This is a genomic window from Pseudomonas cremoris, assembly GCF_014230465.1.
Window position 1 is genome coordinate 267,704 of sequence record NZ_JAAXCY010000005.1, and the last position, 24,157, is coordinate 291,860.

The 24,157-nt window shown below is 61.2% G+C and carries 26 protein-coding genes; 23 read left to right on the top strand and 3 right to left on the bottom strand.

Annotation, left to right across the window (positions count from 1 at the left end; all coding sequences use genetic code 11):
* Positions 1–187: 187 nt before the first annotated feature.
* From HF257_RS14310 to HF257_RS14340, 7 genes are all read left to right on the top strand, one after another.
* On the top strand, positions 188–460 hold the full coding sequence (locus HF257_RS14310) for a BufA1 family periplasmic bufferin-type metallophore (protein WP_178922626.1): 273 nt from the start codon (positions 188–190) through the stop codon (positions 458–460).
* Positions 457–870, top strand: coding sequence for a DoxX family protein (locus HF257_RS14315; protein ID WP_185706572.1), 414 nt, complete (start codon positions 457–459; stop codon positions 868–870). Before HF257_RS14310 ends, HF257_RS14315 begins: the two co-directional genes overlap by 4 nt.
* Before the next feature lie 12 nt (positions 871–882).
* The gene (locus tag HF257_RS14320) at positions 883–1,644 is read left to right on the top strand and encodes an alpha/beta fold hydrolase (RefSeq protein ID WP_185706574.1); all 762 of its coding nucleotides are present in this window, start codon (positions 883–885) and stop codon (positions 1,642–1,644) included.
* A gap of 25 nt (positions 1,645–1,669) precedes the next feature.
* Positions 1,670–1,942, top strand: coding sequence for a BufA2 family periplasmic bufferin-type metallophore (gene bufA2, locus HF257_RS14325; protein WP_185706576.1), 273 nt, complete (start codon positions 1,670–1,672; stop codon positions 1,940–1,942).
* Positions 1,943–2,023: 81 nt separating this feature from the next.
* Positions 2,024–2,848: an MNIO family bufferin maturase gene (gene bufB / locus HF257_RS14330; protein ID WP_185706578.1), complete on the top strand. Its 825-nt coding sequence runs from the start codon at positions 2,024–2,026 to the stop codon at positions 2,846–2,848.
* On the top strand, positions 2,845–3,594 hold the full coding sequence (locus tag HF257_RS14335; protein ID WP_185706580.1) for an HvfC/BufC family peptide modification chaperone: 750 nt from the start codon (positions 2,845–2,847) through the stop codon (positions 3,592–3,594). The genes bufB and HF257_RS14335 overlap by 4 nt, the downstream gene beginning before the upstream one ends.
* Positions 3,587–4,042, top strand: coding sequence for an alpha/beta fold hydrolase (locus HF257_RS14340; RefSeq protein ID WP_185706582.1), 456 nt, complete (start codon positions 3,587–3,589; stop codon positions 4,040–4,042). The genes HF257_RS14335 and HF257_RS14340 overlap by 8 nt, the downstream gene beginning before the upstream one ends.
* On the opposite strand, the gene HF257_RS14345 is transcribed toward HF257_RS14340, so the two are convergent.
* Positions 4,043–4,771: a carbonic anhydrase gene (locus HF257_RS14345; RefSeq protein WP_185706584.1), complete on the bottom strand. Its 729-nt coding sequence runs from the start codon at positions 4,769–4,771 to the stop codon at positions 4,043–4,045.
* Between the two features lie 197 nt (positions 4,772–4,968).
* Here HF257_RS14345 and HF257_RS14350 point away from each other — a divergent pair, with 197 nt between their 5' ends.
* Together HF257_RS14350 and HF257_RS14355 are read left to right on the top strand one after the other, a co-directional pair.
* Complete coding sequence (locus HF257_RS14350; protein ID WP_185706586.1) at positions 4,969–6,333, top strand: MFS transporter; 1,365 nt, start codon at positions 4,969–4,971, stop codon at positions 6,331–6,333.
* Between the two features lie 46 nt (positions 6,334–6,379).
* A complete protein-coding gene (locus tag HF257_RS14355; protein WP_185706588.1) occupies positions 6,380–7,513 on the top strand; it encodes an MFS transporter in 1,134 nt (377 codons plus the stop codon).
* A 130-nt stretch (positions 7,514–7,643) separates the two neighbouring features.
* On the opposite strand, the gene HF257_RS14360 is transcribed toward HF257_RS14355, so the two are convergent.
* Entirely contained in the window at positions 7,644–8,165 is a 522-nt protein-coding gene (locus tag HF257_RS14360; RefSeq protein ID WP_185706590.1) for a DUF3087 domain-containing protein, read from the bottom strand.
* 117 nt (positions 8,166–8,282) lie between these two features.
* Here HF257_RS14360 and HF257_RS14365 point away from each other — a divergent pair, with 117 nt between their 5' ends.
* Together HF257_RS14365 and HF257_RS14370 are read left to right on the top strand one after the other, a co-directional pair.
* Positions 8,283–8,459, top strand: a complete 177-nt coding sequence (locus HF257_RS14365) for a hypothetical protein (RefSeq protein WP_185706592.1) — start codon at positions 8,283–8,285, stop codon at positions 8,457–8,459.
* Positions 8,460–8,473: 14 nt separating this feature from the next.
* The gene (locus HF257_RS14370) at positions 8,474–8,668 is read left to right on the top strand and encodes a DUF6021 family protein (RefSeq protein WP_185706594.1); all 195 of its coding nucleotides are present in this window, start codon (positions 8,474–8,476) and stop codon (positions 8,666–8,668) included.
* A 32-nt stretch (positions 8,669–8,700) separates the two neighbouring features.
* Here the strand turns inward: HF257_RS14370 and HF257_RS14375 are convergent, their stop codons facing one another.
* On the bottom strand, positions 8,701–8,937 hold the full coding sequence (locus tag HF257_RS14375; RefSeq protein WP_135288835.1) for a DUF6555 family protein: 237 nt from the start codon (positions 8,935–8,937) through the stop codon (positions 8,701–8,703).
* A gap of 120 nt (positions 8,938–9,057) precedes the next feature.
* On the opposite strand from HF257_RS14375, the gene HF257_RS14380 reads away from it, so the two are divergent.
* The 12 genes from HF257_RS14380 (at position 9,058) to tssK (ending at position 24,129) form a co-directional block, all read left to right on the top strand.
* The gene (locus HF257_RS14380) at positions 9,058–9,885 is read left to right on the top strand and encodes an arylamine N-acetyltransferase family protein (RefSeq protein WP_185706596.1); all 828 of its coding nucleotides are present in this window, start codon (positions 9,058–9,060) and stop codon (positions 9,883–9,885) included.
* A gap of 133 nt (positions 9,886–10,018) precedes the next feature.
* On the top strand, positions 10,019–10,771 hold the full coding sequence (locus HF257_RS14385) for an outer membrane beta-barrel protein (protein WP_185706599.1): 753 nt from the start codon (positions 10,019–10,021) through the stop codon (positions 10,769–10,771).
* Between the two features lie 217 nt (positions 10,772–10,988).
* Complete coding sequence (locus HF257_RS14390; RefSeq protein WP_185706601.1) at positions 10,989–11,996, top strand: type VI secretion system protein TssA; 1,008 nt, start codon at positions 10,989–10,991, stop codon at positions 11,994–11,996.
* Between the two features lie 36 nt (positions 11,997–12,032).
* On the top strand, positions 12,033–12,533 hold the full coding sequence (gene tssB, locus HF257_RS14395; protein WP_185706602.1) for a type VI secretion system contractile sheath small subunit: 501 nt from the start codon (positions 12,033–12,035) through the stop codon (positions 12,531–12,533).
* A 79-nt stretch (positions 12,534–12,612) separates the two neighbouring features.
* On the top strand, positions 12,613–14,112 hold the full coding sequence (tssC, locus tag HF257_RS14400) for a type VI secretion system contractile sheath large subunit (protein ID WP_185706604.1): 1,500 nt from the start codon (positions 12,613–12,615) through the stop codon (positions 14,110–14,112).
* Between the two features lie 21 nt (positions 14,113–14,133).
* Complete coding sequence (locus HF257_RS14405) at positions 14,134–14,613, top strand: Hcp family type VI secretion system effector (RefSeq protein WP_185706606.1); 480 nt, start codon at positions 14,134–14,136, stop codon at positions 14,611–14,613.
* A gap of 167 nt (positions 14,614–14,780) precedes the next feature.
* Positions 14,781–15,299 carry a type VI secretion system baseplate subunit TssE gene (gene tssE / locus HF257_RS14410; protein ID WP_185706608.1) on the top strand — a complete coding sequence of 173 codons (519 nt, stop codon included), beginning with the start codon at positions 14,781–14,783 and terminating at the stop codon, positions 15,297–15,299.
* The gene (gene tssF / locus HF257_RS14415) at positions 15,296–17,173 is read left to right on the top strand and encodes a type VI secretion system baseplate subunit TssF (RefSeq protein ID WP_185706610.1); all 1,878 of its coding nucleotides are present in this window, start codon (positions 15,296–15,298) and stop codon (positions 17,171–17,173) included. The genes tssE and tssF overlap by 4 nt, the downstream gene beginning before the upstream one ends.
* Positions 17,158–18,177, top strand: coding sequence for a type VI secretion system baseplate subunit TssG (gene tssG / locus HF257_RS14420; protein WP_198913549.1), 1,020 nt, complete (start codon positions 17,158–17,160; stop codon positions 18,175–18,177). The genes tssF and tssG overlap by 16 nt, the downstream gene beginning before the upstream one ends.
* Positions 18,170–20,806 carry a type VI secretion system ATPase TssH gene (gene tssH, locus HF257_RS14425; protein ID WP_185706614.1) on the top strand — a complete coding sequence of 879 codons (2,637 nt, stop codon included), beginning with the start codon at positions 18,170–18,172 and terminating at the stop codon, positions 20,804–20,806. The genes tssG and tssH overlap by 8 nt, the downstream gene beginning before the upstream one ends.
* A gap of 6 nt (positions 20,807–20,812) precedes the next feature.
* The gene (locus tag HF257_RS14430; RefSeq protein ID WP_185706616.1) at positions 20,813–22,771 is read left to right on the top strand and encodes a type VI secretion system Vgr family protein; all 1,959 of its coding nucleotides are present in this window, start codon (positions 20,813–20,815) and stop codon (positions 22,769–22,771) included.
* Positions 22,772–22,797: 26 nt separating this feature from the next.
* Entirely contained in the window at positions 22,798–24,129 is a 1,332-nt protein-coding gene (gene tssK / locus HF257_RS14435) for a type VI secretion system baseplate subunit TssK (RefSeq protein WP_185706618.1), read from the top strand.
* Positions 24,130–24,157 lie beyond the last annotated feature (28 nt).

Here is a 24,157-nt window from a genome sequence, read left to right on the forward strand (position 1 = left end):
CGACGGTCATGGCGCGTTTTTTTATGGCTGTGTATCACACTGTGTCCCCGGGCCCCTCTGATACACCGCCATGATCTTGCGGGCGGTTCGCGACACAGACCGGATACACGCCTGGCTTTAAATCTGCCTACCAGCTGGCGCACCTACCGCGCCCTGGTTTCTTCAGACAAGCCAGGAGACTCACCCCATGAAGCGTCCTTACGCTGCCCTCGCTGCAACCCTCGCCCTGTCCCTCAGCGCCTTCGCGGCGGTGGCCCATGCCGATGAGGCCAAGCCCCAGGAAAAATGCTTCGGCGTGTCCCTGGCCGGTGCCAACGATTGCGCCGCCGGTAAGGGCACCTCGTGCGCCGGCACCGCCACCGCCGACTACCAAGGCAACGCTTGGGTGCTGGTGGACAAAGGCACCTGCACCCAGATCAAGACCCCCAAAGGCTACGGCAGCCTGACGGAGCAACCGTGATCCAGCGGCTGTTGCCCGAAGCGCTGCTGTTGCTGGTGGCGCGCCTGGGGATCGCGGCGGTGTTCTTCCTGTCGGGGCGCACCAAGGTCACCGGGTTTCTTGAGCTCAAACCGTCGACCTACACGCTGTTCCGTTCGGAATACGCCTTGCCGCTGATCCCACCGGAGTGGGCGGCACACCTGGCGACCTACGCCGAGCACCTGTTCCCACTGCTGTTGGTGTTGGGGCTGCTGACCCGCCCGGCAGCCGCAGCGCTGCTGGGCATGACGCTGGTGATCGAGGTGTTTGTGTACCCCGATGCCTGGCCGGTGCACCTGACCTGGGCGGGCCTGTTGCTGCCGTTGCTGGCGAAGGGCGGCGGGGCTTGGTCGCTGGATCGCCTGTTAGCGGGCAAACGTTTATCACTTTGATGGAGACTTTTTATGCGCATGCTTTCTTCCCTGGCCCTAGCCGTGGCCATGACTGTTCCCGTACTGGCACAGGCCGCTGATGCACCGCAGCCCGGCACCGGTAAAAGCGTGGTGATCGTGCCCGGCTCGTTTGTCGACGGTTCCGGCTGGCGGGTGGTGCACGACATCCTGATTCACAAGGGCTACAAGGTCACCGTGGTGCACCAGGGCCACGAGAGCCTGGCCGCCGATGTGGCCGAGGCGCGTGAGGTGCTGGAGCAGCAAGTCGGCCCAGTGGTGCTGGTGGGCCACAGTTCCGGCGGGGGGGTGATCTCGATTGCCGGCGACCGTGGCAAGGTCAAGTCGCTGGTCTACGTCTCGGCCCTGCAACCGGAAGTAGGCGAGAACATGGCCCAGTTGATCGGCTCCATGCCGTCCCCAAGCGATGACATCAAGCCGAGCCGTGACGGCCACCTGTTTTTCGATCGCGCCAAGTTCAACGCGGATTTTGCCGCCGACCTGACCACCAACCGCACCGACTTCATGGCCGCTTCCCAAGTGCCGGCCACCACCACGCTGTTCGGCGGCACCGTGTGGGCCGCCGCCTGGCATAACAAACCGACCTACGCCGTGGTGTCCACCGAAGACCGCGCCCTGAGCCCCGACCTGCAGCGTTGGATGTACAAGCGCGCCGGTTCCAAGGTCACCGAAATCAAAGCCAGCCACGCGGTGTACATCTCCCAGCCTGAGGCTGTGGCGAAGGTCATCGAAGACGCGGCTTCCGTTATCAAATAACCCATCACACCCTGGAGCAATACCCATGAACACTGCACTGAAAACCCGCTTGAGCCTCGCTGCTGCCGCTGCCTTGATCGCCATGGCGTCTGCGTCGTTCGCCACGGCTGCCAGCGCCGCCGACCAGCAGGAAAAACCCGGCCGTTGCTACGGCGTCAACACCTGCAAAGGCACCAGCCTGTGTGCCACCGCCAAGAACGACTGCAAGGGCCTCAACAGCTGCAAGGGCGAGGGCGTGATCGTCAAGACGCCGTCCGAGTGCCTCAAGGCTGGTGGCACCCTGACTGAGCCGAAATAACCAAACCTCCACCAGGGGCGGTTTTTTGTGGTGAGGGCGCCACAAAGAGCTCGCCCCTACAGGTTCAATCGAGAAACCCTCATGCCGACACCCAACCCACACTTTTCAGGCTACGGCCTGGGGCTGCGCAAGGAGCATTACTGCGATTTCCTGGAAACCACCGTGCCTGTGGATTTTGTCGAAGTGATCTCCGAGAACTTCATGGTCGCCGGCGGCCAGCCCCGGCACATCCTGCGCCAGGTCCGCGAGCGCTACCCGGTGGCGCTGCATGGGGTGTCGATGTCCATTGGCACTGCCGAAGGACTCGATGCCGACTACCTGCGCCGCCTCAAAGCGTTGGTCGATGAAATCGACCCGCTGTTTGTTTCCGATCACTTGAGCTGGTCACGCAGTGGCGGCTTCAATTCCCATGACTTGCTGCCCGTGCCTTATACCGACGAAGCGTTGGACCGGGTGTGCGCCAATATCCATCAAGCCCAGGACCTGCTGGGCCGCACGATGCTGTTTGAAAACCCGTCCAGCTACCTCGCCTTCGAGGGCGCGTCCATGAGCGAGTGGGAATTTATCGCCGCCATGGCCAAACGCACCGGCTGCGAACTGTTGCTGGACGTCAACAATGTGTTTGTCAGCGCCAGTAACCATGGATTCGATGCGCTGGCGTTTCTGGATGGCATCCCTGCCGAGCGGGTGCGCCAGGTACATCTGGCTGGGCATAGCCAGGGCCGTGGGCTGTTGATCGACAGCCATGACAGCCCGGTGTGCGCAGGCGTCTGGGAACTGTATGCCCAGGCCATGGCCAGGCTGGGCCCGGTGGCAACCATGATCGAGCGCGATGATGAAATCCCGCCACTGGCGGAGTTGCTGCAAGAGCTGGGCATGGCCCGTGCCTTAGGAGCGCAGCGATGAACCTGGCGCAGTGGCAACACACGTTTCGCCATTGGTTGGTGAGTGCGGCGGATGAGTCTGCGCAGCGCCTGGGCAATAACCACGCAGGCCTGGCGGTGTACCAGAACAACTACCGCGCGCAACTGGTGGGGTGCTTGGAGCAAGCGTTTCCTAACGTGCGGCGTTGGGTTGGCGAGGAGGCGTTTTTGGCAGCCTGCATTACGCATATCGATCAGCAACCGCCCCATGCCTGGACGCTTGACGCCTATCCCGAAGGGTTTCACGCGACATTGAACGTAGTATTTCCCCGTAACCCGGACGTACTGGAGTTGGCCTGGATCGAAGGGGCATTGAATGAAGCGTTTGTCGCCGCCGATGCCCAGGCCTTGCCGCTGGAAACCTTGGCCAGCGTGGATTGGGATACGGCAGTGTTGCAACTGACTCCGTCGCTGCGTTGTCGCGCCTTGACCACCAACGCTGAAGCCATCTGGTCGGCGCTGTGGCAGGAAGCATCGGCGCCCGACGCGGTGATGCTGCCGCACGCCGGTGGGCTGCTGGTCTGGCGCCGCCAGTTCACCTCGCGCCTGCGTCAGGTGGATGCCTTGGAGTTGCAGGCCTTGTTGCACCTGCAGGCCGACGGTAGCTTCGCGGGCCTGTGTGAGTTCCTGGTGACGTGCCTAGGGGAAGAGGCAGGCGTAACGCAAGCCGGTGAATACCTGGCCACTTGGCTGGGCAGTGAATTGATCGTGGGGGTGAGTCATGTTTGATCGTCGTGGTTTTTTGCTGTTGGCCGCCGTGGTGGCAGCAGCACCGGCATTGGCGGAGCAGCGGGTGAGTACCGATGATGACCGGGAGATCCGCTATGAACAGTTCGGACCGGAGGAAGGGCGCGCGATTATCCTGTTGGCCGCAGATGGGCAGGTGTTTGCCCAGGTGACTGCACCGTTGGCAGCCCAGGGGTTTCGGGTGATTGTTCCGTACCTGCGTGAGCAGGACGATGCGGTGCTTGGCCAGGATGTGCTTGAGCTGATGAACGCCCTGCATATCCCTGAAGCCGTGCTGGCCGGAGCCGGGCAGGGCGGGCGTGTGGCTACCCAAGCGGCTGGCCTGAAACCGAGCCGCTGCGTGGCGCTGTTGACGTTGAACACCGTACCCCAGGCGGGTTTTGCCGAGGCGGTCAGGTTGATGGCCAAGGCCGGATACTGGCGGACCTGATTAGGCGATCAACTCCACGGCGCCGCTGTGCAGCCGGTAAATGCCGCCGACGATCGTGAGCTTTCCTGCGCCAATGGCATCGGCCAGCAGCTGGGATTCACTGTTAAGCCGGGCCACAGTGTCCCGGACGTTCTGCGCAATCGCGTTATCCAACAGAGTGCCGGGAGCTTGCAACACCTTGCTCACCGAGGGTTTGAGCGCATCGGCCAGCCCCTGGATCTTGCCGGGGAAGGTGGCGTTGTCCTTGACGGCCTTGACCCCGGCAGCAACGGCGCCACAACTGTCATGCCCCAGCACCAGGATCAGCGGTGTACCGAGTACCGCGATTGCATACTCAAGGCTGGCGAGCCCTTCGTCAGTGACGAAATTGCCCGCAACCCTGACCGAAAACAGCTCGCCCAGGCCGGTGTCGAACACGTATTCGGGGGCAATCCTTGAATCCGCGCAGGCCAGCACTGCAGCGAAGGGGTGCTGGCTGTCTACCAGCGCAACGCGCTCGACCATCAGGTCACGGCGTTTTGTCACGTGGGCGGCATAACGCTTGTTGCCCTCCATCAGCCGCGCCAAGGCTTGCTCCGGGTTGACTACCGTGAGTGGCGTGGGCGCCGCTGCATGGGCGATAGCGTTCGGCAGCGCCCCCGACAACAGCAGGGCCCCGGCGCTGGCAGTGGCCAGGCGCAAGAAGTTGCGACGATCGTCAGAGGGAGCCTTGTCGCGATTGTTGTGCATCGGTTGGGTCTCGGGGGAGGGAGAGAGGCGCCAAGGTTGCAAACAATGCTGCGCAAAAAATGTAGGGGGTTTCCTTTAATAAACGTCCAGGGTTGTAGGGCTTGAACATGAAAAATCCGACAGCCAAGCAATCCCTCACTGAAAAAAATCCCGACTCCCCGTAATCTAATGGCCTTTGTTACCTGCGCGGACCATTCATGTCTTCTGTTGCCGATGGGTTGCCCCTGAACAAACGCCTGCCGGCTGTTATCGCGATCTCTCTGGGGATCGGCATGGCGACCCTGGACACGGCCATCGTCAACACCGCATTGCCTACCCTGGCCGAGGGCATCGGTACGGACTCCGCCTCGGTGATCTGGGTGGTCAATGCGTATCAGCTGGCGACTATCGCCATGGTGCTGCCGTTCGCGTCGTTAAGTGAAGCGCTGGGCCATCGCCGCGTGTACCTCGGTGGGCTGCTGGTGTTTATCGTCGCATCGCTGTTCTGCGGGTTGGCCGGCTCGTTGGTCACCCTGACCGTTGCGCGAGTGATGCAGGGGCTGGGGGCGGCGGCGATCATGAGCGTGAACACTGCGCTGCTGCGGCATATCTACCCGTCGAAAATGCTCGGGCGGGGCCTGGGTTACAACTCGCTGGTGGTGGGGCTGGCGTTTACGCTGGGGCCGACTGTTGCCTCGGCGATTCTGTCGGTCGCGACCTGGCATTGGCTGTACCTGATCAATGTGCCGTTGGGGTTGCTGGCGCTGGTACTGGGCGTGCGCTCACTGCCGGCGCTGCCGATTACCGGACACGCGTTCGACCGTTTCGCCGCGTTGCTGTGTGCCGGGTTGTTTGCCCTACTGGTGCTGGGTTTGGGGTCTGCGGTGCACGGCGCCCAAGGTGCGTTGACGCTGGGCCTGATCGCTGTGGCGCTGGTGTGCGGCGTGTTGCTATTGCGTCGTCAGGCCGATCACCCGGCGCCGATGTTGGCCGTGGACCTGTTCAAGCGGCCGGTGTTTGCCTTGTCTTCCCTGACTGCGATTTGCGCATTCAGTGCCCAAGGCCTGGCATTTGTGTCGTTGCCGTTCCTGTTACAGGCGGTGTTAGGGCATAGCCAGGTGGAAACCGGTTTTCTGATGACGCCTTGGCCGGCCGTTGTTGCGGTGATGGCGCTGGTGGCGGGTCGCCTGGCGGATCGCATGTCGTTGGGCGTGCTGTGTGGCATCGGGTTGCTGCTGCTCAGCGCGGGCATGGCGACGTTGGCCACGTTGGAAAGCGGCGCCTCGGCTTTCGATATCGGTTGGCGCATGGCGTTGTGTGGCGCTGGTTTCGGCTTCTTCCAGTCGCCTAATCTCAAGGCGTTGATGACCAGCGCACCGCTTGCCCGCAGTGGCGGGGCCAGTGGCATCGTGGCGGTTTCGCGTCTACTGGGGCAGACGTTGGGGGCATCGTTGGTGGCGCTGTGTTTCCACTTGTCCCTGGGCAGCGGCCCGCAATATGCCCTGTGGTTGGGCTGCGGATTTGCTCTGGTGGGCGCTGCTGCCAGTGGTTTGCGCTTGCTGCCCTATGGGAAAAGGGCGTGATTAAGGCTACCGTGGCGGCCTGAATATTTCGGAATGTTTCAGAATTATGACCAGTCAGGCCCTCCGCACCGCCGACACCCAGTCCCGCCGCGCCGCGTTGACCCTGGCGTTGTGCCTACCCAGCGACGTGTTGCTCTACCTGCTGCTGCCCATGGAATCCCAGGCCTTCGGTATCACCTTGGCCCAGGCGGGTGTGCTGCTGGCCGCCAATCGCCTGGTGCGGATTTTCGGTTACCGGCATGTGCTCAATTTCTACGCGCGCAACGGTGACCGTCTCACCTGCATGATCGCCGCCGGCGCCGCGACGCTGTGTGCCGTGGGTAATTCGATGTTGTCCGGCTTCGCCGCGTTGCTCGGCCTGCGATTGGTGTGGGGCCTGTGTTTTGCAGCGCTGAACCTGTCGACCCAGGTATTGGCCACTTCTGAACCGACGGGCGCCGCACGTCGAGCCGGGCGTTCGCGGGCATTGATCGCCCTTGGGCCGATGCTCGCGCTGCCCCTGGGTGGGTGGCTGACACTGTGGGCCGGGCCACGTCCAATCTTTCTGATCCTGGCGGGTTGCTGCCTGGTGGGTTTGTGGATGGCGCGCGGCTTGCCGACACTTGGCCACAATCTGCACAGCACGCCGGGGCGGCGCTTCAAATGGCCGGACAGCGTGGCGATGTGGTCGTTTATCGAAGGCGTGGCGCTGGATGGGCTGTTTATCTTCGGCCTGTCGATCCAGGCGCAGAAGCTTCTGGGCGGTGATGCGGTGCTGATCGCTGGCGGCTTGATGGCGTTGCGGTATGTCTCGGAAATGCTCTTGAGCCCCTTGGGTGGCAGGGCGGCACAGCGCTTTGGCGCCACCTCGATGCTGTTGCTGTTTTCGTTCCTAAGCGCCGTGGCCCTGAGCGCATTTGGCAGCTACTGGGTGATTGTCGGCGCAGCGGCGGTGCTGGTGCTGCGCGCGTTGCAACTGCCATTGGTGACGACGTTGGTGGCCGAGCGTAACCCGGGGTCGATGCGCGTTTCGGCACTGGCGTCCAACGCGGTCTGGCGGGATATCGGTGCGGGCCTGGGGCCGTTGCTGGCCGGCCTGCTATTGCCGATAGCCTCGGCACCCTGGGTGTTCGGCGTGGCCGGCGCAGCGATTGCCGTGAGCGCGGTGTTCTGCTGGCGAGCAAAGGTTCCTACGGTGTAAGCCACTCAAAAATGTGGGAGCGGGCTTGCTCGCGAAAGTGGTGGGGCAGTTAGAACATCTTTGACTGACCCACCGCTTTCGCGAGCAAGCCCGCTCCCACATTTGGATTAGCGTACATCAGGCAGAGCATTCAAACGCTTTTCAGCGTTTCGATCCATGCGGGGTCAAAGCGCGTTTGCTCGGTATCGATGCCCAGCGCCTGCATCCTCGCCTTATGCGCTTCGATCTCACTCACCATCTGCGCCTGGGCGCTGGAGTTGGCGTCCAGTTCGTGCATCTGCGTCAGCCCCAGATGATAGAAACGCAGCACTTTGATCGCCGTCGGATCATTGACCTGCACCCGCTCAGTGACCTTGTGCATCACATTGGTCACGCTCATCAGGCAGCGCTTGAGCTGCCAGCCGTACACCGCCGCCGCCAGCCACGGCTGTGTCCAGAACGGGCCCCGTACCAGCGCCACGGTAATCAGCACGCCGGCAAATACACCGCCCACATTGAAGCGAAAGTTATCGCCGCCAGGTTCACCGAACAGCATTACTGCCAGAGTCGACAGCACCATGGCCAGCACCAGGAACAGCACGGCCACGATCAACGTGCTGCGGCGGGTTTGCTGGCGGAAAGTGACGGGGTCGCAGGGTTTGAGTTCGAACATCCGGTTCAAGTCTCCAGAAAGTGCGGGGTGGCATCTTCGCATGCCTGGGCAAACAAGTTGAACGATGCTTCATCGCGGTTTCTCTAAACCTGTGTAGACCCATTGAGGTGAACCATCATGGCCGAATACAAACAGCCGCCACCCGGCACCCCGAATCCTGATCGCACACCCGGCGAAGAGGAGCGCGACAACGATGCGTTGCGTCCCAACGACCCGGCGGAGCGTCAGGACGACGACGTGGAGCAAGTTGAGGAAAGCCTGGAAAACCTGCACGACAAAGCCCGCCCACTGTAAGCGAGGAGATTGCTGTGAATAATCCTGCGAAAGGCCCGCATTCGGGTGAGCATGGGAGTGGTAAGGATGAGTTGGGGTTTGATCCGGATTCGCCGGATGTATCCGATCCTCAGGTGGACCCGGTCGGTCCGGCCATCGCGCCGTTGGACAAGCAACAGGCGCCTCAAAAAAAGCCGCCCTACGATCCGTTGGGCGACCTGAAGAAGTAAGCCAAGCCCCGCCGTCGTGCGGGGCTTATGGTTCATTTAGGCGCGATCCACGTGACCTCGGTAATCCCAAACTTCTCCGCCCAAGGTCGAGTCGTTTTCTTCACCTGTTCATGCCCAACGCGTCCCACGCGGCTCACATGCGCAATATCCGCATCCACCGCCGCCCAGTGCCAGGCTTCGGCGTTGTTCATCACCTCGGCGCGCACCACAAAGGACTTCGGTTGACCGTGCAGTTGATAGTTAATGGTGTAGATTTTTGCGGTGCTCATGTTGCCTCCCTGTGTTGTTATCAATGGATAGGAGGGCGTTCAAAAAGGTTCATTCAAAATGACAATCTGCACGCAGGCGCGGCATAGTGATGCCTTCGCCCCGTGCCCAAGGATTGTGCAATGTCCCGTCTGACCCATCGCTCGCTCTACCTGCAACGCCTGGGCTACGACGCGCCGCCGCCGCCCACCCTGCAAACCCTGCAGGATCTGCAACTGCGCCACGTCTGCACCTTTGCCTTTGAAAGCCTGTCGACGCTGCTGCACCTGCCGGTCCCCATCGATCTGCCCAGCGTGGAGCAGAAAGTGCTGCTGGATGGGCGGGGCGGCTATTGCTATGAGTTGAACCAGATGTTCCTGACGTTGCTGCAGGAACTGGGTTTCGACGCCCGTGGTATCACCGGCCGAGTAGTGATGGGCGGTCCGGCAGATGCGCACACGGCGCGTACTCATCGCCTGAGTCTGGTGACTCTGGACGGTGCGCGCTACATCACGGATGTCGGCTTTGGCGGCATGGTGCCCAGCAGTCCGTTGTTGCTGGACAGCGAAGCGGTGCAGCCCACGGCCCATGAGCCGTATCGGCTGACATTCGACGGCCAGGGCAGTTACACCTTGTGGGCGCAGGTCGCTGAGGAGTGGCGGGGGCTGTATGTGTTCGACCTGCAAATGCAGGGGGATATCGACTACACCATCGGCAATTGGTACGTGTCCACGCACCCGGAGTCACCGTTCGTAGGCCAGCTCAAGGTTGCACGCTTGGCCGAGGGTAAACGCCATACCCTGAACAATGCCAACTACGCCGTGCACTACCTGGATCGACCGAGCGAGAAACACACGGCCCAGAGTGCCGATGAGCTGCTGACCTTGCTGCAGGAGACTTTTGGCATTCGCGTGCCGGAGCATGCGCAACTGCGCCAAGCCTTTGATGGCTTGGTGCTGGCTAACTCCTGAAAATATTGAGATAGAGCCATCGCTGAACCGTTTTATCTCCAAATCCGTGCAAATTATTCCGAACCTTTTCCCTTTACCTGGGTTCGAAGCGGTTCCTGAATAATTTGCTCACCAGACAAGGAGATGTAAAACGATGTCCAAGCTATTCGGAAAAGTCCTCAAGGGTTCTTCGTTGCTGGCGCTGGTCGCTGCGCCAGCCGTGGTGTTCGCCGCACCGTCCACCGCGCCGATTTCGACCTTTGGCCTGCTGGGCAGCTACAACGACTTCAAGCTTGAAGGCGGCAGCGAAAGTGACAAGGACGACATGCCCGAAGTCGGTCTTTTCTATAACTTTGGCAACAAACTCACCGCCGAATCCGGCTTTATCTACCAGGCCGGTATCCAGGCCAAGTACGGTAAGAAAAGCGACAACAAGCTCAAGGACGGCCAGGCCGACCTGGACCTTGGTTGGCGCGCTGCGCTGGATGCGCGCAATTCGGTTGACGTGATTGTGGGCGGCGGCTACAGCTGGACCCGTTACGAGCTGGACTCCAACGATTACGACCTGGAGCTCACCAGCAAATCGCCCTTTGCCAAGGCGGCCCTGGGTTACAACCATCAGTTCGATGACATGACCCTGCGCGTCGAAGCCGGTGCGCGTCGTACGCTCGACAGCCGCGCCAAGATCAAGGTGGACGGCTTGGGCAGCGACACTGTGGACCTCAAGGACCGCACCAACCCCTACGCCGAAGTCAGCCTGCTGATGAACCGCAACGGCGACCTGCCGGTGGTGGCGGGCCTGTACTACACGCGTACCGAATACAAGCTTGATGAAGACTCGGACGTGGCGGACAACACCAAGCTCAAGCGTGATGAGTATGGTTTCAAGGTGGGTATCGCGTTTTAAGACGCCTTCCTGGATGTGAGGGGAAACCCTCGCGTCCTACTGGTGCCATCAGTCGTCCTCGGGAATTACTACAACCCGGATAGTCAATTCTCACGTTCACGCAGAGTAAAATCCGACAGTTCTGCGTGAATCCGCTTACATTTCTTCGTGGTCCATTGCCCTATAAATCTTCGCAAGTTAGTTCTGCTTCCAGAGCAATTTGAATGAGTGATTTGCGATGCACCTGCCTAGTGAAGCTCCACCACTGGATTTGACCGCGCTTGCCCAGCCTTTGGCCGAGGCTTGTGGCGGTGGCCGCAACATCGAATATGCCCCCGAATTCCTGGAACTGGAAGAGGAGGTCTTGGGTAAACCCGAGGTGCAATACGGCGACACCATCACCCAGGCCATCGACCCCAATTGGCAGCGGGTGACACTGCTCGCCTTGCCGCTGCTGGAGCGCAGCCGTGACTTGCGACTGGCCATCTGGTTGACCCGTGCGCAGCTCAACGTGCACGGCATTGCGGGCCTGGCTGCCGGCCTGCAGTTGATCCATGGGTTGCTGGAAAACTGCTGGGACGGCCTGCACCCCCAACTCGACCCCCTCGACAATAACGATCCGCTGCTGCGCATCAATATCCTGGCGTTCCTGTGCGAGCCCGGCGGTCTGCTGCGTGATCTGCTGGATGCGCCACTGGTTCGCGCCCGCAGTGTTGGGACCCTGAATCTGCGGCAGATAGATCTGGCCATTGATGAGCAAAACTGTGATCTCAGCCCGGCCATGCTTGAGGGCGCCCTGGCCGAGGCCGACCCTCGGGAGCTGAGTGCCACTGCCCAGGCTTTGACACAGGCCCTGGCCCTGAGCATACAGATCGAACATTTACTGACGGAGAGGGTTGGTGTCGATCGCGCCATCGATTTGAGCCGTCTGGTCACTCTGTTGCGGCGTGCGTTGCACGTCACTCGGCGTGACCCACCGCCAATCGATGTGCCTGCGGTTGGCGCTGGTATGCCGACGCCGCCGCTCATCCGTGGCGAGATCCATAATCGCGAAGACGCGCGTCAAGCCATCGACCACGTGTGCCGCTATTTCCAGGCACACGAGCCTGCCAGCCCGGTGCCGTTCCTGCTGCAGCGGGCCAAGCAGTTGATCGACAAGAACTTCATGGAATTGTTGCAGGACCTCGCTCCCGATGGTCTTGCCCAGTTGGCGGTGGTCAGCGGTACGCGTGACAGCGACAACTGATCCATTTGATCAATCTCACTCAGCGGAGCCAGTCTTGTGGCTAAAGAAAGCAGTCAGAAGTTCATCGCGCGCAACCGAGCGCCACGTGTCCAGATCGAATACGACGTGGAGGTTTACGGCGCGGAAAAAACCGTGCAATTGCCCTTTGTCATGGGTGTGTTTTCCGATCTCTCAGGCAACCCCGCCGACCCTTTGCCGCCGGTGGCCGAGCGTAAGTTCCTTGAGGTCGATGTCGACAATTTCGACGAACGCCTCAAGTCCATGAAACCACGCGTGGCATTCCAGGTACCCAATACCCTCAGCGGCGAAGGCAACCTGCCGGTAGAGATCACCTTCGAATCGATGGACGACTTCAGCCCGGCCGCTATCGCCCGCAAGGTGCCAAGCCTCAACCAATTGCTCACCGCCCGTAGCCAATTATCCAACCTGTTGACCTACATGGACGGCAAGGTCGGCGCCGAGGCGCTGTTGGCCAGCGTGCTGGCCGATCCGAGTGTGATGCAAGCCTTGAGCGCTGCGCCCAAGCAACCGGAATAACTGACTGACTGCTCACCTTGCCGGAGCCTCGTTTGCCCCGGCACGAGGACGCTTTTGCCAAAAATTGAAGGATAACGCCATGTCCGCTACACAATCGGAACAGACCGGACAGTCGCCAGTCACAGCTGAGTTCGACACCGGCGACTTCGCAAACCTGTTGCAAAGAGAGTTCAAGCCCAAGACCGACAGGGCCCAGGAAGCCGTGGAAACTGCCGTACGTACCTTGGCTGAGCAGGCATTGCAAGGCACCTGCCTGATACCCAATGACGTATTGGGCACTATCGAGGGGTTGATCGCTGCGCTGGATCAGAAACTCACTGAGCAGATCAATCACATCCTCCATCACGCGGAATTCCAGGGCGTTGAAAGCGCCTGGCGTGGCCTGCATTACCTGGTCAACAACACCGAGACCGACGAATCGTTGAAGATCCGGGTGATGAATATTTCCAAGAGCGAAGCGCACAAGACCCTGCGCAAGTTCAAGGGTGTGGCCTGGGACCAGAGCCCGCTCTTCAAGAAACTCTATGAAGAGGAATACGGCCAGTTCGGCGGTGAGCCCTACGGTGCGTTCGTCGCCGATTACTACTTCAACAACAGCGCGCCGGATGTGGAGCTGTTGACCCAGATGGCGCGCGTCAGTGCTGCGGCCCACTGCCCACTGATCACCGCCGCCGACCCCAGCGTGATGCTCATGGAGTCGTGGCAGGAACTGGCCAACCCGCGTGACCTGACCAAGATCTTCCAGACCCCGGAGCACGCAGCCTGGCGCAGTTTTCGCGACAGTGAGGACTCGCGCTATGTGGGCCTTGCAATGCCGCGCTTTCTCGCCCGCGCGCCTTATGGTGCCAAGACCAACCCGGTGGATTCGTTCGATTTCGAAGAAACCACCAGCGCCACTGGCGCCAAGGACTTCACCTGGGCCAACGCCGCCTACGCCATGGCGGTGAACATCAACCGTTCGTTCAAGCACTACGGCTGGTGCTCGCAGATTCGCGGCATCGAATCCGGTGGTGTCGTGGAGGGGCTGCCGGTGCATACCTTCCCGACCGACGACGGCGGTGTGGACATGACCTGCCCAACCGAAATCGCCATCAGCGATCGGCGTGAAGCGGAGCTGGCGAAGAACGGCTTCATGCCCCTGGTGCACAAGAAAAACAGCGACCTGGCGGCCTTTATCGGCGCACAGTCGATGCACCGACCCGCCGAGTACGACGACCCAGACGCCAGTGCCAACGCCAATCTGGCCGCGCGCCTGCCGTACCTGTTTGCCACTTGCCGTTTCGCGCATTACTTGAAGTGCATCGTGCGCGACAAGATCGGCTCGTTCAAAGAGCGTGACGACATGCAGACCTGGCTCAACAACTGGATCGGTCGCTACGTGGAGCACAACCCGGCCACGGCCTCCGACGCTGACAAGGCGCGCAAACCGCTGGCCGGTGCCGAAGTGGTGGTGGAGGAAATCGAAGGCAACCCAGGCTACTACAGCGCCAAGTTTTTCCTACGCCCGCACTACCAGCTTGAAGGCCTGACCGTGTCGTTGCGCCTGGTCTCGAAGCTGCCATCTACCAAATCAAATTAACCCACCTGAAAGGTAATCCGCATGATCCTGATGAACTTCACTGGCACCCCAATCAAAGGCACCTCCACCGTTGACGCGCACAAAGACTGGATCACCCTCGACGCGCTTCAAATGGGCGTGGGCCGGGCTATTTCCACCAGTGGCGGCGGCGACCGCGACACCAGCAATCCATCGTTTTCGGAAATCTCCCTGACCCGGGTTACCGACCTGTCCTCTGCCGATCTGTTTATGCAAGCAGTCTGCGGCAAGAGCCTGGGGGATGCCGAAATCCACTTCATCCAGACTGGCGGTTCGGACAAGAAACAGCAGGTGTTTCTCAAGCTCATCCTGGGCGGCGCGATCATCAGCGCCTACTCCGCCAGCAGTAACGGCGAGCGCCCGACTGAAAGCATTGCCATCAACTTCACCACCATCAGCTACGAGTTCAACGCCTTCGCCGGCGACACCGTGAAAACCGGCACGCCGAAGAGGTGGGACCTGGAAAAGAACCAAACCATCTGAGCCTTGTAGTGAGCGGGCTTGCCCCGCGCTGGGCTGCGAAGCCGCCCTAATTTGGCCGACGCGTTCTGCCAGGTAGAGCCCAGTTTTCCGGTTTTGGGGCCGCTTCGCAGCCCAGCGCGGGCGGTGCGACGATTCGACAAGCCCGCTCACTACAGGAGCAATCAATCATGGGGGAGCTGACTAGCCGGGAGCGCCTGCAGCCGTCGTTGCTTGACCGTCTGAGCGATGACGACCGCGAGCAGGTCGTAGAGCCACGGGACAAACGCGTGTTGTCCATGCGCGATTTGCGCAAGGCGGTGCTGCGCGATCTCGGCTGGCTGCTCAACAGCAGCAGCCTGGGCAGTTTTCGCGACCTCAGTGCCTACCCGTTGGCCAGTCAATCGGTGCTCAATTTTGGCCTGTTGGACTTGGCCGGCAAAACCGCCGCCGGGTTGGATCGTGAAGCATTGGGGCGGCGTATTCGTCAGGCAATCTGGGATTTTGAACCACGCATTTTGCGTGACAGCGTGCGCGTGATACCGGTCGCACCGTCCGGTAAAGCAGCGGGCCCGAACCAGATGGCCTTTGAAATTCACGGCGAACTGTGGGGCCAACCGTTGCCCGAGCGCCTGTACCTCAAGACCGAACTCGACCTGGAAGCAGGTGAGGCTCGGCTATTCGATATCGAGACAAGGGACGTGCGGTGAACGCCAAACTGCTGCGCTATTACGAACGTGAACTGGCTCATCTACGGGAGGGCGGTGCCGAATTCGCCCGTGACTACCCCAAGGTCGCCGGTCGCCTGGGCCTGGAAACCTACGCCTGCGCCGATCCCTATGTGGAGCGCTTGCTGGAGGGGTTCAGCTTTCTGGCGGCGCGGGTGCAGTTGAAGATCGATGCCGAGTTCCCGCGTTTTACCAATCACCTGCTGGAACTGGTCCACCCACAATACCTGGCACCCACGCCATCGATGGCGGTGGTGCAGCTTCAGCCGGACCTGAGCGAGGGTAGCCTGGCCGCCGGTTTCAAGGTGCCCCGTGGCACTGCACTGCACAGCCAACTGGGCAAAGGTGAGCAAACGGCCTGCGAATTTCGCACCGCCCACGACGTGACCCTGTGGCCAGTAGAACTGGTAGAGGCGCGCTACTTTGCCTGTGGCAGCCAAGTCGCGGGTGTCGACCTGTCGCGTCTCGGCCCGGTCAATGCCGCCTTGCGCCTGCGCCTTCGGACCGGTGCCGGCCTGGTATTCAGCGACCTGGCGCTTGATCAGTTGCCGCTGCACATGCGTGGCGGCGATGCCATGCCCGCGCGCATCCTCGAACACCTGCTTGCCCAGGCGGTCGGGGTGTTGGTGATGCCCGTACAGGCGCCTGTGGACTGGCACCACTTCTTGCCCAAAAGCGCGATTCGCAGCGCCGGGTACAGCGATAGCGAAGCGTTGCTGCCCTGCGGTCCGCGTTCGTTTCAGGGCTATCGGCTGTTGCAGGAATACTTCGCCATGCCCGAGCGTTTCATGTTTGCGCAGGTGACCGGGCTGGCAAGCAGCATCAGCCGGTGCACCGCAGAGCAACTGGACGTGATCGTGTTGTTCAAAAAGCTCGATCCGTTGCTGGAGCAAGGTCTCAGCGCCGCCAACTTCGCCTTGTACTGCAGCCCGGCGATCAACCTGTTCCCGATGCGCGCCGAGCGCGTGCACCTGTCTGATCAGCAAGCGGAGTACCATGTGGTCCCTGACCGTACCCGTCCGATGGATTACGAGATCTACCAGATCGATGGCGTGACCGGTTATGGCAGTGATACCCAGGCGAGCCAAACCTTCGAGTCGTTTTACCGCGCCAATGACCTGCAAGGGCACACACCGCCGAACGCCTATTACCAGGTGCGCCGCGATGCGCGCGTGTTGTCCGAGCAGCAGCAACGCCAGGGCCCGCGCTCCAGCTACCTGGGCAGCGAAGTGTTCCTGTCCCTGGTGGACGCGTTTGACGCCCCTCACAGCAGTGATCTGCGCCAGTTGGGTATCGATACCCTGTGCAGTAATCGCGACTTGGTGCTGAGCATGCCGGTGGGCGGGGGCCGTACCGATTTCAGTGTTGAGTCCGGCGCGCCAGTGCAGGCGGTGCGTTGCATGACCGGGCCCACGATGCCCGCGCCATCCTTTGCCGAAGGCGAAACGGCATGGCGGCTGGTCAGCCACTTGTCCCTCAATTACCTGTCATTGCTGGGCCAGGACAAGGAGCAGGGCGCCAACGCCTTTCGCGACCTGTTGCGGCTGTATTGCCGTGTCGAAGATGAGGTGGCCCACAAACAGATCGAAGGCCTGTGCTCGGTGAGTGCCCAGAGCATTGCGCGGCGCCTGCCATTGCCGGGGCCGATCACTTACGGGCGGGGTTTGCAGGTCTGCGTGACCCTGGACGAAGCGGCGTTCGAAGGTGCCGGCGTGTTTGTATTGGGGGCGGTGCTGGAGCAGTTTTTTGCCACGTACGTGTCGCTTAATTGCTTCACCGAAACATTGATCAAAAGCACCACGCGTGGAGTGATCATGCAGTGGCCAGCACGGGTGGGCCGATGCGAGATCCTCTGACCCTGCTCGATGCCCTTGAAGCGCACCCGGCACGTTTTGATTTCTATGCTGCTTTGCGCCAGTTGGAGTGCGCGTTCCCGCACTTGCCGCGGATCGGTCAGGCTGCGCGTTCTGCGGATGAGGCGGTGCGTTTCGGCCAGCAACCGTCACTGGCGTTCGAACCGGCCATGCTCGCAGCGCTCAAGCCAGGTAACACGCCTAAGCTGCTGCTGAATTTCTTCGGCCTGATGGGCGCCAATGGCCCCCTGCCGATTCACTTGACCGAATACGTTCGTGACCGCCAGCGCAATCGGAATGATCCGACGCCCGCTGCATTTTTCGATGTATTCCATCACCGCATGATCAGCCTGTTCTACCGCGCCTGGGCCAGCGCCCAACCGGCGGTGAGCCTCGACCGGCCAGGGGCAGATCGGTTCGCCCAGTACCTGGGGTCATTGATAGGGATCGGCCAGGCATCGTTGCTGGGTCGCGACACGCTGCCGGACGTGGCCAAGCTGCATTTTGCCGGACGCCTGGGGCCCCAGGTGCGCAATGCCGAAGGCCTCGCTGCGTTGCTGGGTGATTACCTTGGGATGCCCGTGCAGGTGAAGCAGTTTGTCGGCCACTGGATGACATTGCCCGCTGATGGCCTGTGTGTGTTGCGCGGCGGCCCACAAGCCGCCGTACTCGGCCAGGACACGGTCATGGGCAGGAAGGTCTGGAATGCCCAGCACAAATTTCGCCTGGAGATCGGCCCTCTGGACCTGGCAAAAACCCGGCGCCTGCTGCCCGGCGGTGACAGCTTGCCCCGGGTGCGGGACTGGGTCCGCCAGTACGCCGGCCTGGTGATGGACTGGGATCTCAACTTGATCGTCAAGAAACAACACCTGCCAGGCTTGCGCCTCGGTTCCGCGCCCTTGGGCCGCACCAGTTGGCTGAGAAGCAAGGCCCCTTTGGCAGATGACCGGCAGTTGTTGATCAATCCACGTCTCTCTTTCACTTCACAAGGACCTGCCCATGGCTGATATCAGTCGCGTTGCGCTGTTCGGCAAACTCAACAGCCTGTGCTACCGGGCGATTGAAAGCAGCACGGTGTTCTGCAAGCTGCGTGGCAACCCCTATGTGGAACTGGTGCATTGGCTGCAGCAGTTGCTGCAACTGACCGACTGCGACCTGTTGCGGCTGGTGCGTCACTACGGCATCGACACGAGCGTACTGGCCCGCGACCTGGCGGCGGCTCTAGACCGTTTGCCCCGTGGTTCTACGTCGGTCACCGACCTCTCTTCGCAGGTGGAAGAAACTGTTGAACGCGCGTGGGTCTACGCCACCCTGATGTTCGGTGATACCCAGGTACGCTCAGGTCATTTACTGCTGGCAGTGCTGAAAACCCCGGCCCTGCGTAATGGTTTGTATGGCGTGTCCCGTGAGTTCAACAAGTTCGGCGTCGATGACCTGAGCGAGCAGTTCGACACCTTGCTCAACGGCTCTCCCGAAGCGTTGATGGAGGCACGCGCCGGGCATCAAATGCCGGGCGAAGACCTCGGGGCACTGGCTCCCGCAAACCAGCAGGCAGCGTTGAAACGCTTCACTGTCGACCTCACTGAGCAAGCGCGCAACAGTAAGATGGACCCCATCGTCGGCCGTGATCCAGAGATCCGCCAGGTGATCGACATCCTCATGCGCCGCCGCCAGAACAACCCGATCCTGGTGGGCGAGGCGGGCGTGGGCAAGACTGCCATTGCTGAAGGGCTTGCCCAACGCATCGCCCGTGGCGATGTACCGCCCAGCCTGAAAGACGTGCAACTGCTCGCCCTTGACGTTGGTCTGTTGCAGGCGGGCGCCAGCATGAAAGGCGAGTTCGAACAGCGCCTGCGTTCGGTGATCGATGAAGTACACGCCAGTGTCAAACCGGTGGTGCTGTTTATCGACGAAACACACACCCTGGTGGGCGCCGGTGGTGCTGCGGGCACGGGCGATGCGGCCAACCTACTCAAACCGGTACTGGCCCGTGGCACCTTGCGCACGGTGGGCGCCACGACCTTCGCCGAGTACAAGAAGCACATCGAAAAAGACCCGGCGCTGACCCGGCGTTTCCAGGTCGTACAAGTGGATGAGCCCGACGAGGCGCGTGCCCTGCTGATGCTGCGTGGCCTTGCCGAAACCCTGCAGGACCATCACCAGGTACACATTCTTGATTCGGCGCTGGAAGCCGCCGTGCGCCTGTCCAACCGCTACATCCCGGCGCGGCAGCTGCCGGACAAGGCAGTCAGCCTGATCGACACCGCCTGCGCCCGTGTTGCCATCAGCTTGCACGCCACTCCGGCTGAGGTGGACGACAGCCGTCGACGTATCGATTCCCTGGAAACGGAGTTGACGATCATCGAGCGTGAGACGGCCATTGGTGTGGACACCGTCAGCCGCCGCACTTCGGTGCAAGCGTTACTGGCGAGCGAGCGCCAGCGTCTGGATGAGGTAGAAGAGCGCTGGAATAACGAGCGGGCCCTGGTGGAGCAGATTCAGCACCTGCGCCGCCAACTGGGCGAAGCCAATGATTGCGCCGACGGCCTGGCGCAACTGCGCCAATTGCAGGACCAACTGGCAACCCTGCAAGGCGAGCATCCGCTGGTGCTGACCTGCGTTGACGAACAGGCCGTGGCTTCGGTGGTGCAGGACTGGACGGGGATCCCAGTGGGCCGCATGGTCAAGAATGAAATCGACAACGTGCTGCGCCTGGCCGAGCGCGTGGGCCAACGTATTATCGGCCAGGACCACGCGTTGGAGATGATCGCGCGACGCATCCAGACCTCCCGCGCCGGCCTCGATAACCCCGGCAAACCCGTCGGTGTGTTCTTGCTCGCGGGTACCTCCGGGGTGGGCAAGACCGAGACCGCCCTGGCCCTGGCCGAGTCGTTGTATGGCGGCGAACAGAACGTCATCACGATCAACATGAGCGAGTACCAGGAAGCCCACAGCGTTTCCACCCTCAAGGGCGCGCCGCCCGGCTACGTGGGCTATGGCGAAGGGGGTGTGCTCACCGAAGCAGTGCGGCGCAAGCCCTACAGCGTGGTGTTGTTGGATGAGGTGGAGAAGGCCCATTCGGATGTACACGAGTTGTTTTTCCAGGTGTTCGACAAGGGCTGGATGGAGGACGGCGAAGGCCGAATCATCGACTTCAAGAACACGTTGATCTTGCTCACCACCAACGTCGGCACGCCGCTGATCAGCCGCCTGTGCCGTGATCCGCAGGCCGTTCCAACCCCGGATGCGATGGCCAAGGCCCTGCGCGAACCGCTGTTGCAGGTATTTCCTCCTGCGTTGCTCGGGCGCCTGGTAGTCATCCCTTATTACCCACTGAGCGACGTCATGTTAGGCAGCATCATTCGCCTGCAATTGGGGCGGATCGAACAACGCATCGCCGCGGCTCACAAGGTGCCGTTCACCTACAGCGAAGCGGTGGTGCAACTGATCGCCAGTCGTTGCACCGAACTGGAAAGCGGCGGGCGGATGATTGACGCGATTCTGACTCATTCGATGTTGCCGGTTATCAGTACTGAATTTCTCAATCGCTTGTTACTCGGGACACCGGCAACCCAGGTGCAGGTTCGTGTAGAAAACGGCGAATTTGCCTATGTCTTTTCCGAGTCCGCGAGGTAACGCCCTATGGCAACGACACAGACTCACCGTGAAATACAGGTCACCAGTGTCTTGGGCGCCGATGTGCTGCTGTTTCGACGCATGCAGGCCCGCGAGGGATTGTCCCAGCTCAGCGAGTACCAACTCGAATTATTCAGCGAGCGCGCCGACCTGAATATCGACGACCTGTTGGCCACCCAGATGAGTATCGCAGTGGACCTGCCCACGGGTAGCAGTCGCTACTTCAGTGGGCATGTCAGCCAGTTTGCATTCACCGGTCGCCAGGGCCGCTACGCCACTTACACGGCGGTGCTACGCCCATGGTTGTGGTTCCTGAGCTTGACCAGCGATTGCCGGATCTTCCAGGCGCTGAGTGTGCCGCAGATTCTCAAGCAGGTATTCGCGTCCTACAGCATTGCCGATGTCGATACGTCGGGCCTCAGTGCCAGCTACGCGGAGCTGACCTACTGCGTGCAGTACCGTGAGAGCGATTTGAACTTCGTCAGCCGCCTGATGGAACAAGAGGGGATTTACTACTACTTCAAGAGCGCCGCCGGGCGACACACCTTGGTATTGGTCGACGCCTACGGCGCGCACTCGCCAGCCCCTGGTTACGCGCAGATGCCCTACAGGCCTGGCGCAAGCGAAGCGATCCATGACTGGTGCATGAGCGGCGAGGTGCAACCGGGCGGCTACACGCTGCAAGACTTCGACTTTGAAAAGCCCACCGCCAACCTGTTGGCGAAGTCGGTGCTGGCCGGCAACTACCCGCAATCGCGGCATGAGCGTTACGACTACCCGGGCAAATATACAGAGCGCAAGGACGGTGAGTCCTATGCGCGCACCTTGATTGAGTCCTTGCACACAGGCGCCCAACGAGCCACGGGTGTCACGCACGCGCGGGGCCTGTTTCCCGGTGCGTTGATGACCCTCACCGAGCACCCGCGCAGCGAGCAAAACGCGCAATATTTATTGCTGGAGGCACGTTATGAGTTGTCGTCGGACACCTACGAGCCAGCGCCGCCGGATAATCCTGCGCCCGTGATGAAGTGCACATTCGTCGCGCTGTCCCGCCAGCAGCCATTTCGTGCTCCGTGCCTGTCGCGCAAACCGCTGATGCACGGCCCGCAAACGGCAATAGTGGTGGGCAAGCAGGGCGAGGAGATATGGACCGACAAATATGGGCGCATCAAGGTGCAGTTCCATTGGGACCGCGAGGGCCAGCGTGACGAAAACAGTTCGTGCTGGATTCGCGTGGCCCAGGGTTGGGCCGGCAAACGCTGGGGCAGCCTGTACACGCCGCGCATCGGCCAGGAGGTGGTGGTCAGCTTTCTTGAAGGTGATCCCGACCACCCGTTGGTGACCGGCAGCGTCTACAACGCCGACACGATGCCCCCCTGCACGCTGCCGGAAAACGCCACGCGCTCGACGATTAAGAGCCATTCATCCAAGGGGGGAGGTGGGTACAACGAGCTGCGTTTCGAAGACAAAAAGGGCGCGGAGCAAGTGTTCCTGCATGCGCAGAAGAACCTCGACCAACGTGTGCTCAAGGACTCCCTGGACTGGGTTGGCGGTGACCGCCACTCCAAGGTCGACCAGGACCTGCGCGAGCAGGTGGGCGGCGACCGGCACTCGGCGGTGGGTGGCAATCGCCATGAGAAGGCCGGCGGTGATGTGTCGTTGGCGGCCGAGGCCAACATGATCATCAGCGGCGGGCTGAAAACCGGCATCACTGCAGACCGGGACATCTACATCAAGGGCGGCGACAACGTGGTGATCGAGGCGGGCACGGCTATCACGCTGAAAGTCGGCGGGACGTTCCTGACCCTGACCCCGGCGATGGTTGCGGCATCCATGCTTGCTGCTTCGATTATCCCGCAGCCCCAGCCCGGAGCCGCGTCGGCAGCCACCGCCTTGGCCCTTGCTGCTGCCACCGGGCCGGCAAGCGAGCCGTTACCGCCCAACGCGGCCGATGACGGCCAGTAGCGCCGCCCCTATCAAGAGAACCTCCTATGTCCTGGAATAACAAAGTCGTCTGGACCGAAGGCATGCTGTTGCAGCCTCAACACCTGCAACAGCATGACCGCTTCCTGCAAACCCAACTGGAAGCCCGGGTCTGTAACCTGCGCGCCTATGGCTGGGGCTTTTCCAGATTGGAAATCGACCCGCAGCAGTTGGCGATGGGCAAGCTGTCGTTGCTGACGTATAGCGCCGTGATGCCGGATGGCACGCCGGTCGGTTTGCCCTTTGGCGATGAAATACCGTTGCCCCTGGACATCCCGGATGACGCACGTGACCTGAAGGTAGTGCTGGCATTACCCAGTCTGCGCCTTGGTGTGCCAGAGGTGGACGATAATCCCGGTGTTGAAAATTGTGCTCGCTATCGCTGCGGCGAATACGAAGCCTGGGACAGCAATGGTTTGGACAGCAGCGCCTTGATGAGCGTCGGCAAACTGCGCCTGCGCCTGGCTTTTGAAAAGGATGTTGCCGATACCTGTACCACCCTTGGCATTGCCCATGTGGTGGAGAAACGTGCCGACACCAGCGTGCAACTCGACCGTGACTACTGCCCACCGTGCCTGGATATTCGCGCAGCTACGCGCTTGGTTGGACATGTCGATGAGCTGCTGGGCCTGGTGCCGCAACGGATCGAAGTTCTGGCTGCGCGCCTGAACCAGCCGGAAGGTAGCAACGCGGCGCAAATTTCGGACTTCTTGTTGTTACAGGTGCTCAACCGTTGCTTGCCGTTGGTGCGCCACCTGTCGACGATGACCGGCCTGCACCCGGAGCAGTTGTACCGCGATCTCGCTTCGTTGGCGGGTGAATTGGCGACCTTTACCCGCAGCGACAGGCGCACTACCACCTACCCGGTGTACCGTCACACGGCCCTGGCACAAACCTTTGCCCCGGTGTTGCTCGACCTGCGTCGTGCATTGTCCCAGGTGATGGATGCGCGGGCCATCGCCATCCCTTTGGAAGAGAGGGAATATGGCATTCGCGTAGCGGTGCTGCCCGACCGTGAACTGTTGCGTTCGGCCACCTTCATCCTGGCCGTGCAGGCGCATATGCCGACCGAAAGCGTGCGCAGTGGTTTTGCACCTCAAGTCAAGATCGGCTCGGTGGAGAAGATCCGTGACTTGGTCAACCTGCAACTGCCGGGTATTGGCCTGCGGCCGCTGTCGGTATCGCCACGGCAGTTGCCGTTCAATGCCGACTTCACCTATTTCGAGCTCGACCGTAACAGCGAGTATTGGCAATTACTCAGCCATTCGGCGGGCTTCGCGATGCATATCGCTGGGGCGTTTCCAGGGCTTGAGCTGCAGTTTTGGGCTATTCGGGATTAAGAGAAGCTGGCAGGAGGGGGCGTTTACG

Coding starts and splice junctions, on each gene's coding strand:
- bufA2 (WP_185706576.1), top strand. CDS start 1,670: ATGAACACTGCACTGAAAACCCGCTTGAGCCTCGCTGCTGCCGCTGCC.
- tssE (WP_185706608.1), top strand. CDS start 14,781: ATGGGGGAGCTGACTAGCCGGGAGCGCCTGCAGCCGTCGTTGCTTGAC.
- HF257_RS14375 (WP_135288835.1), bottom strand. CDS start 8,937: ATGAGCACCGCAAAAATCTACACCATTAACTATCAACTGCACGGTCAA.
- bufB (WP_185706578.1), top strand. CDS start 2,024: ATGCCGACACCCAACCCACACTTTTCAGGCTACGGCCTGGGGCTGCGC.
- tssH (WP_185706614.1), top strand. CDS start 18,170: ATGGCTGATATCAGTCGCGTTGCGCTGTTCGGCAAACTCAACAGCCTG.
- HF257_RS14320 (WP_185706574.1), top strand. CDS start 883: ATGCGCATGCTTTCTTCCCTGGCCCTAGCCGTGGCCATGACTGTTCCC.
- HF257_RS14385 (WP_185706599.1), top strand. CDS start 10,019: ATGTCCAAGCTATTCGGAAAAGTCCTCAAGGGTTCTTCGTTGCTGGCG.
- tssG (WP_198913549.1), top strand. CDS start 17,158: ATGCGAGATCCTCTGACCCTGCTCGATGCCCTTGAAGCGCACCCGGCA.
- tssK (WP_185706618.1), top strand. CDS start 22,798: ATGTCCTGGAATAACAAAGTCGTCTGGACCGAAGGCATGCTGTTGCAG.
- HF257_RS14390 (WP_185706601.1), top strand. CDS start 10,989: ATGCACCTGCCTAGTGAAGCTCCACCACTGGATTTGACCGCGCTTGCC.
- HF257_RS14405 (WP_185706606.1), top strand. CDS start 14,134: ATGATCCTGATGAACTTCACTGGCACCCCAATCAAAGGCACCTCCACC.
- HF257_RS14345 (WP_185706584.1), bottom strand. CDS start 4,771: ATGCACAACAATCGCGACAAGGCTCCCTCTGACGATCGTCGCAACTTC.
- tssC (WP_185706604.1), top strand. CDS start 12,613: ATGTCCGCTACACAATCGGAACAGACCGGACAGTCGCCAGTCACAGCT.
- HF257_RS14350 (WP_185706586.1), top strand. CDS start 4,969: ATGTCTTCTGTTGCCGATGGGTTGCCCCTGAACAAACGCCTGCCGGCT.
- HF257_RS14355 (WP_185706588.1), top strand. CDS start 6,380: ATGACCAGTCAGGCCCTCCGCACCGCCGACACCCAGTCCCGCCGCGCC.
- HF257_RS14430 (WP_185706616.1), top strand. CDS start 20,813: ATGGCAACGACACAGACTCACCGTGAAATACAGGTCACCAGTGTCTTG.
- HF257_RS14335 (WP_185706580.1), top strand. CDS start 2,845: ATGAACCTGGCGCAGTGGCAACACACGTTTCGCCATTGGTTGGTGAGT.
- HF257_RS14380 (WP_185706596.1), top strand. CDS start 9,058: ATGTCCCGTCTGACCCATCGCTCGCTCTACCTGCAACGCCTGGGCTAC.
- HF257_RS14360 (WP_185706590.1), bottom strand. CDS start 8,165: ATGTTCGAACTCAAACCCTGCGACCCCGTCACTTTCCGCCAGCAAACC.
- HF257_RS14365 (WP_185706592.1), top strand. CDS start 8,283: ATGGCCGAATACAAACAGCCGCCACCCGGCACCCCGAATCCTGATCGC.
- HF257_RS14340 (WP_185706582.1), top strand. CDS start 3,587: ATGTTTGATCGTCGTGGTTTTTTGCTGTTGGCCGCCGTGGTGGCAGCA.
- HF257_RS14310 (WP_178922626.1), top strand. CDS start 188: ATGAAGCGTCCTTACGCTGCCCTCGCTGCAACCCTCGCCCTGTCCCTC.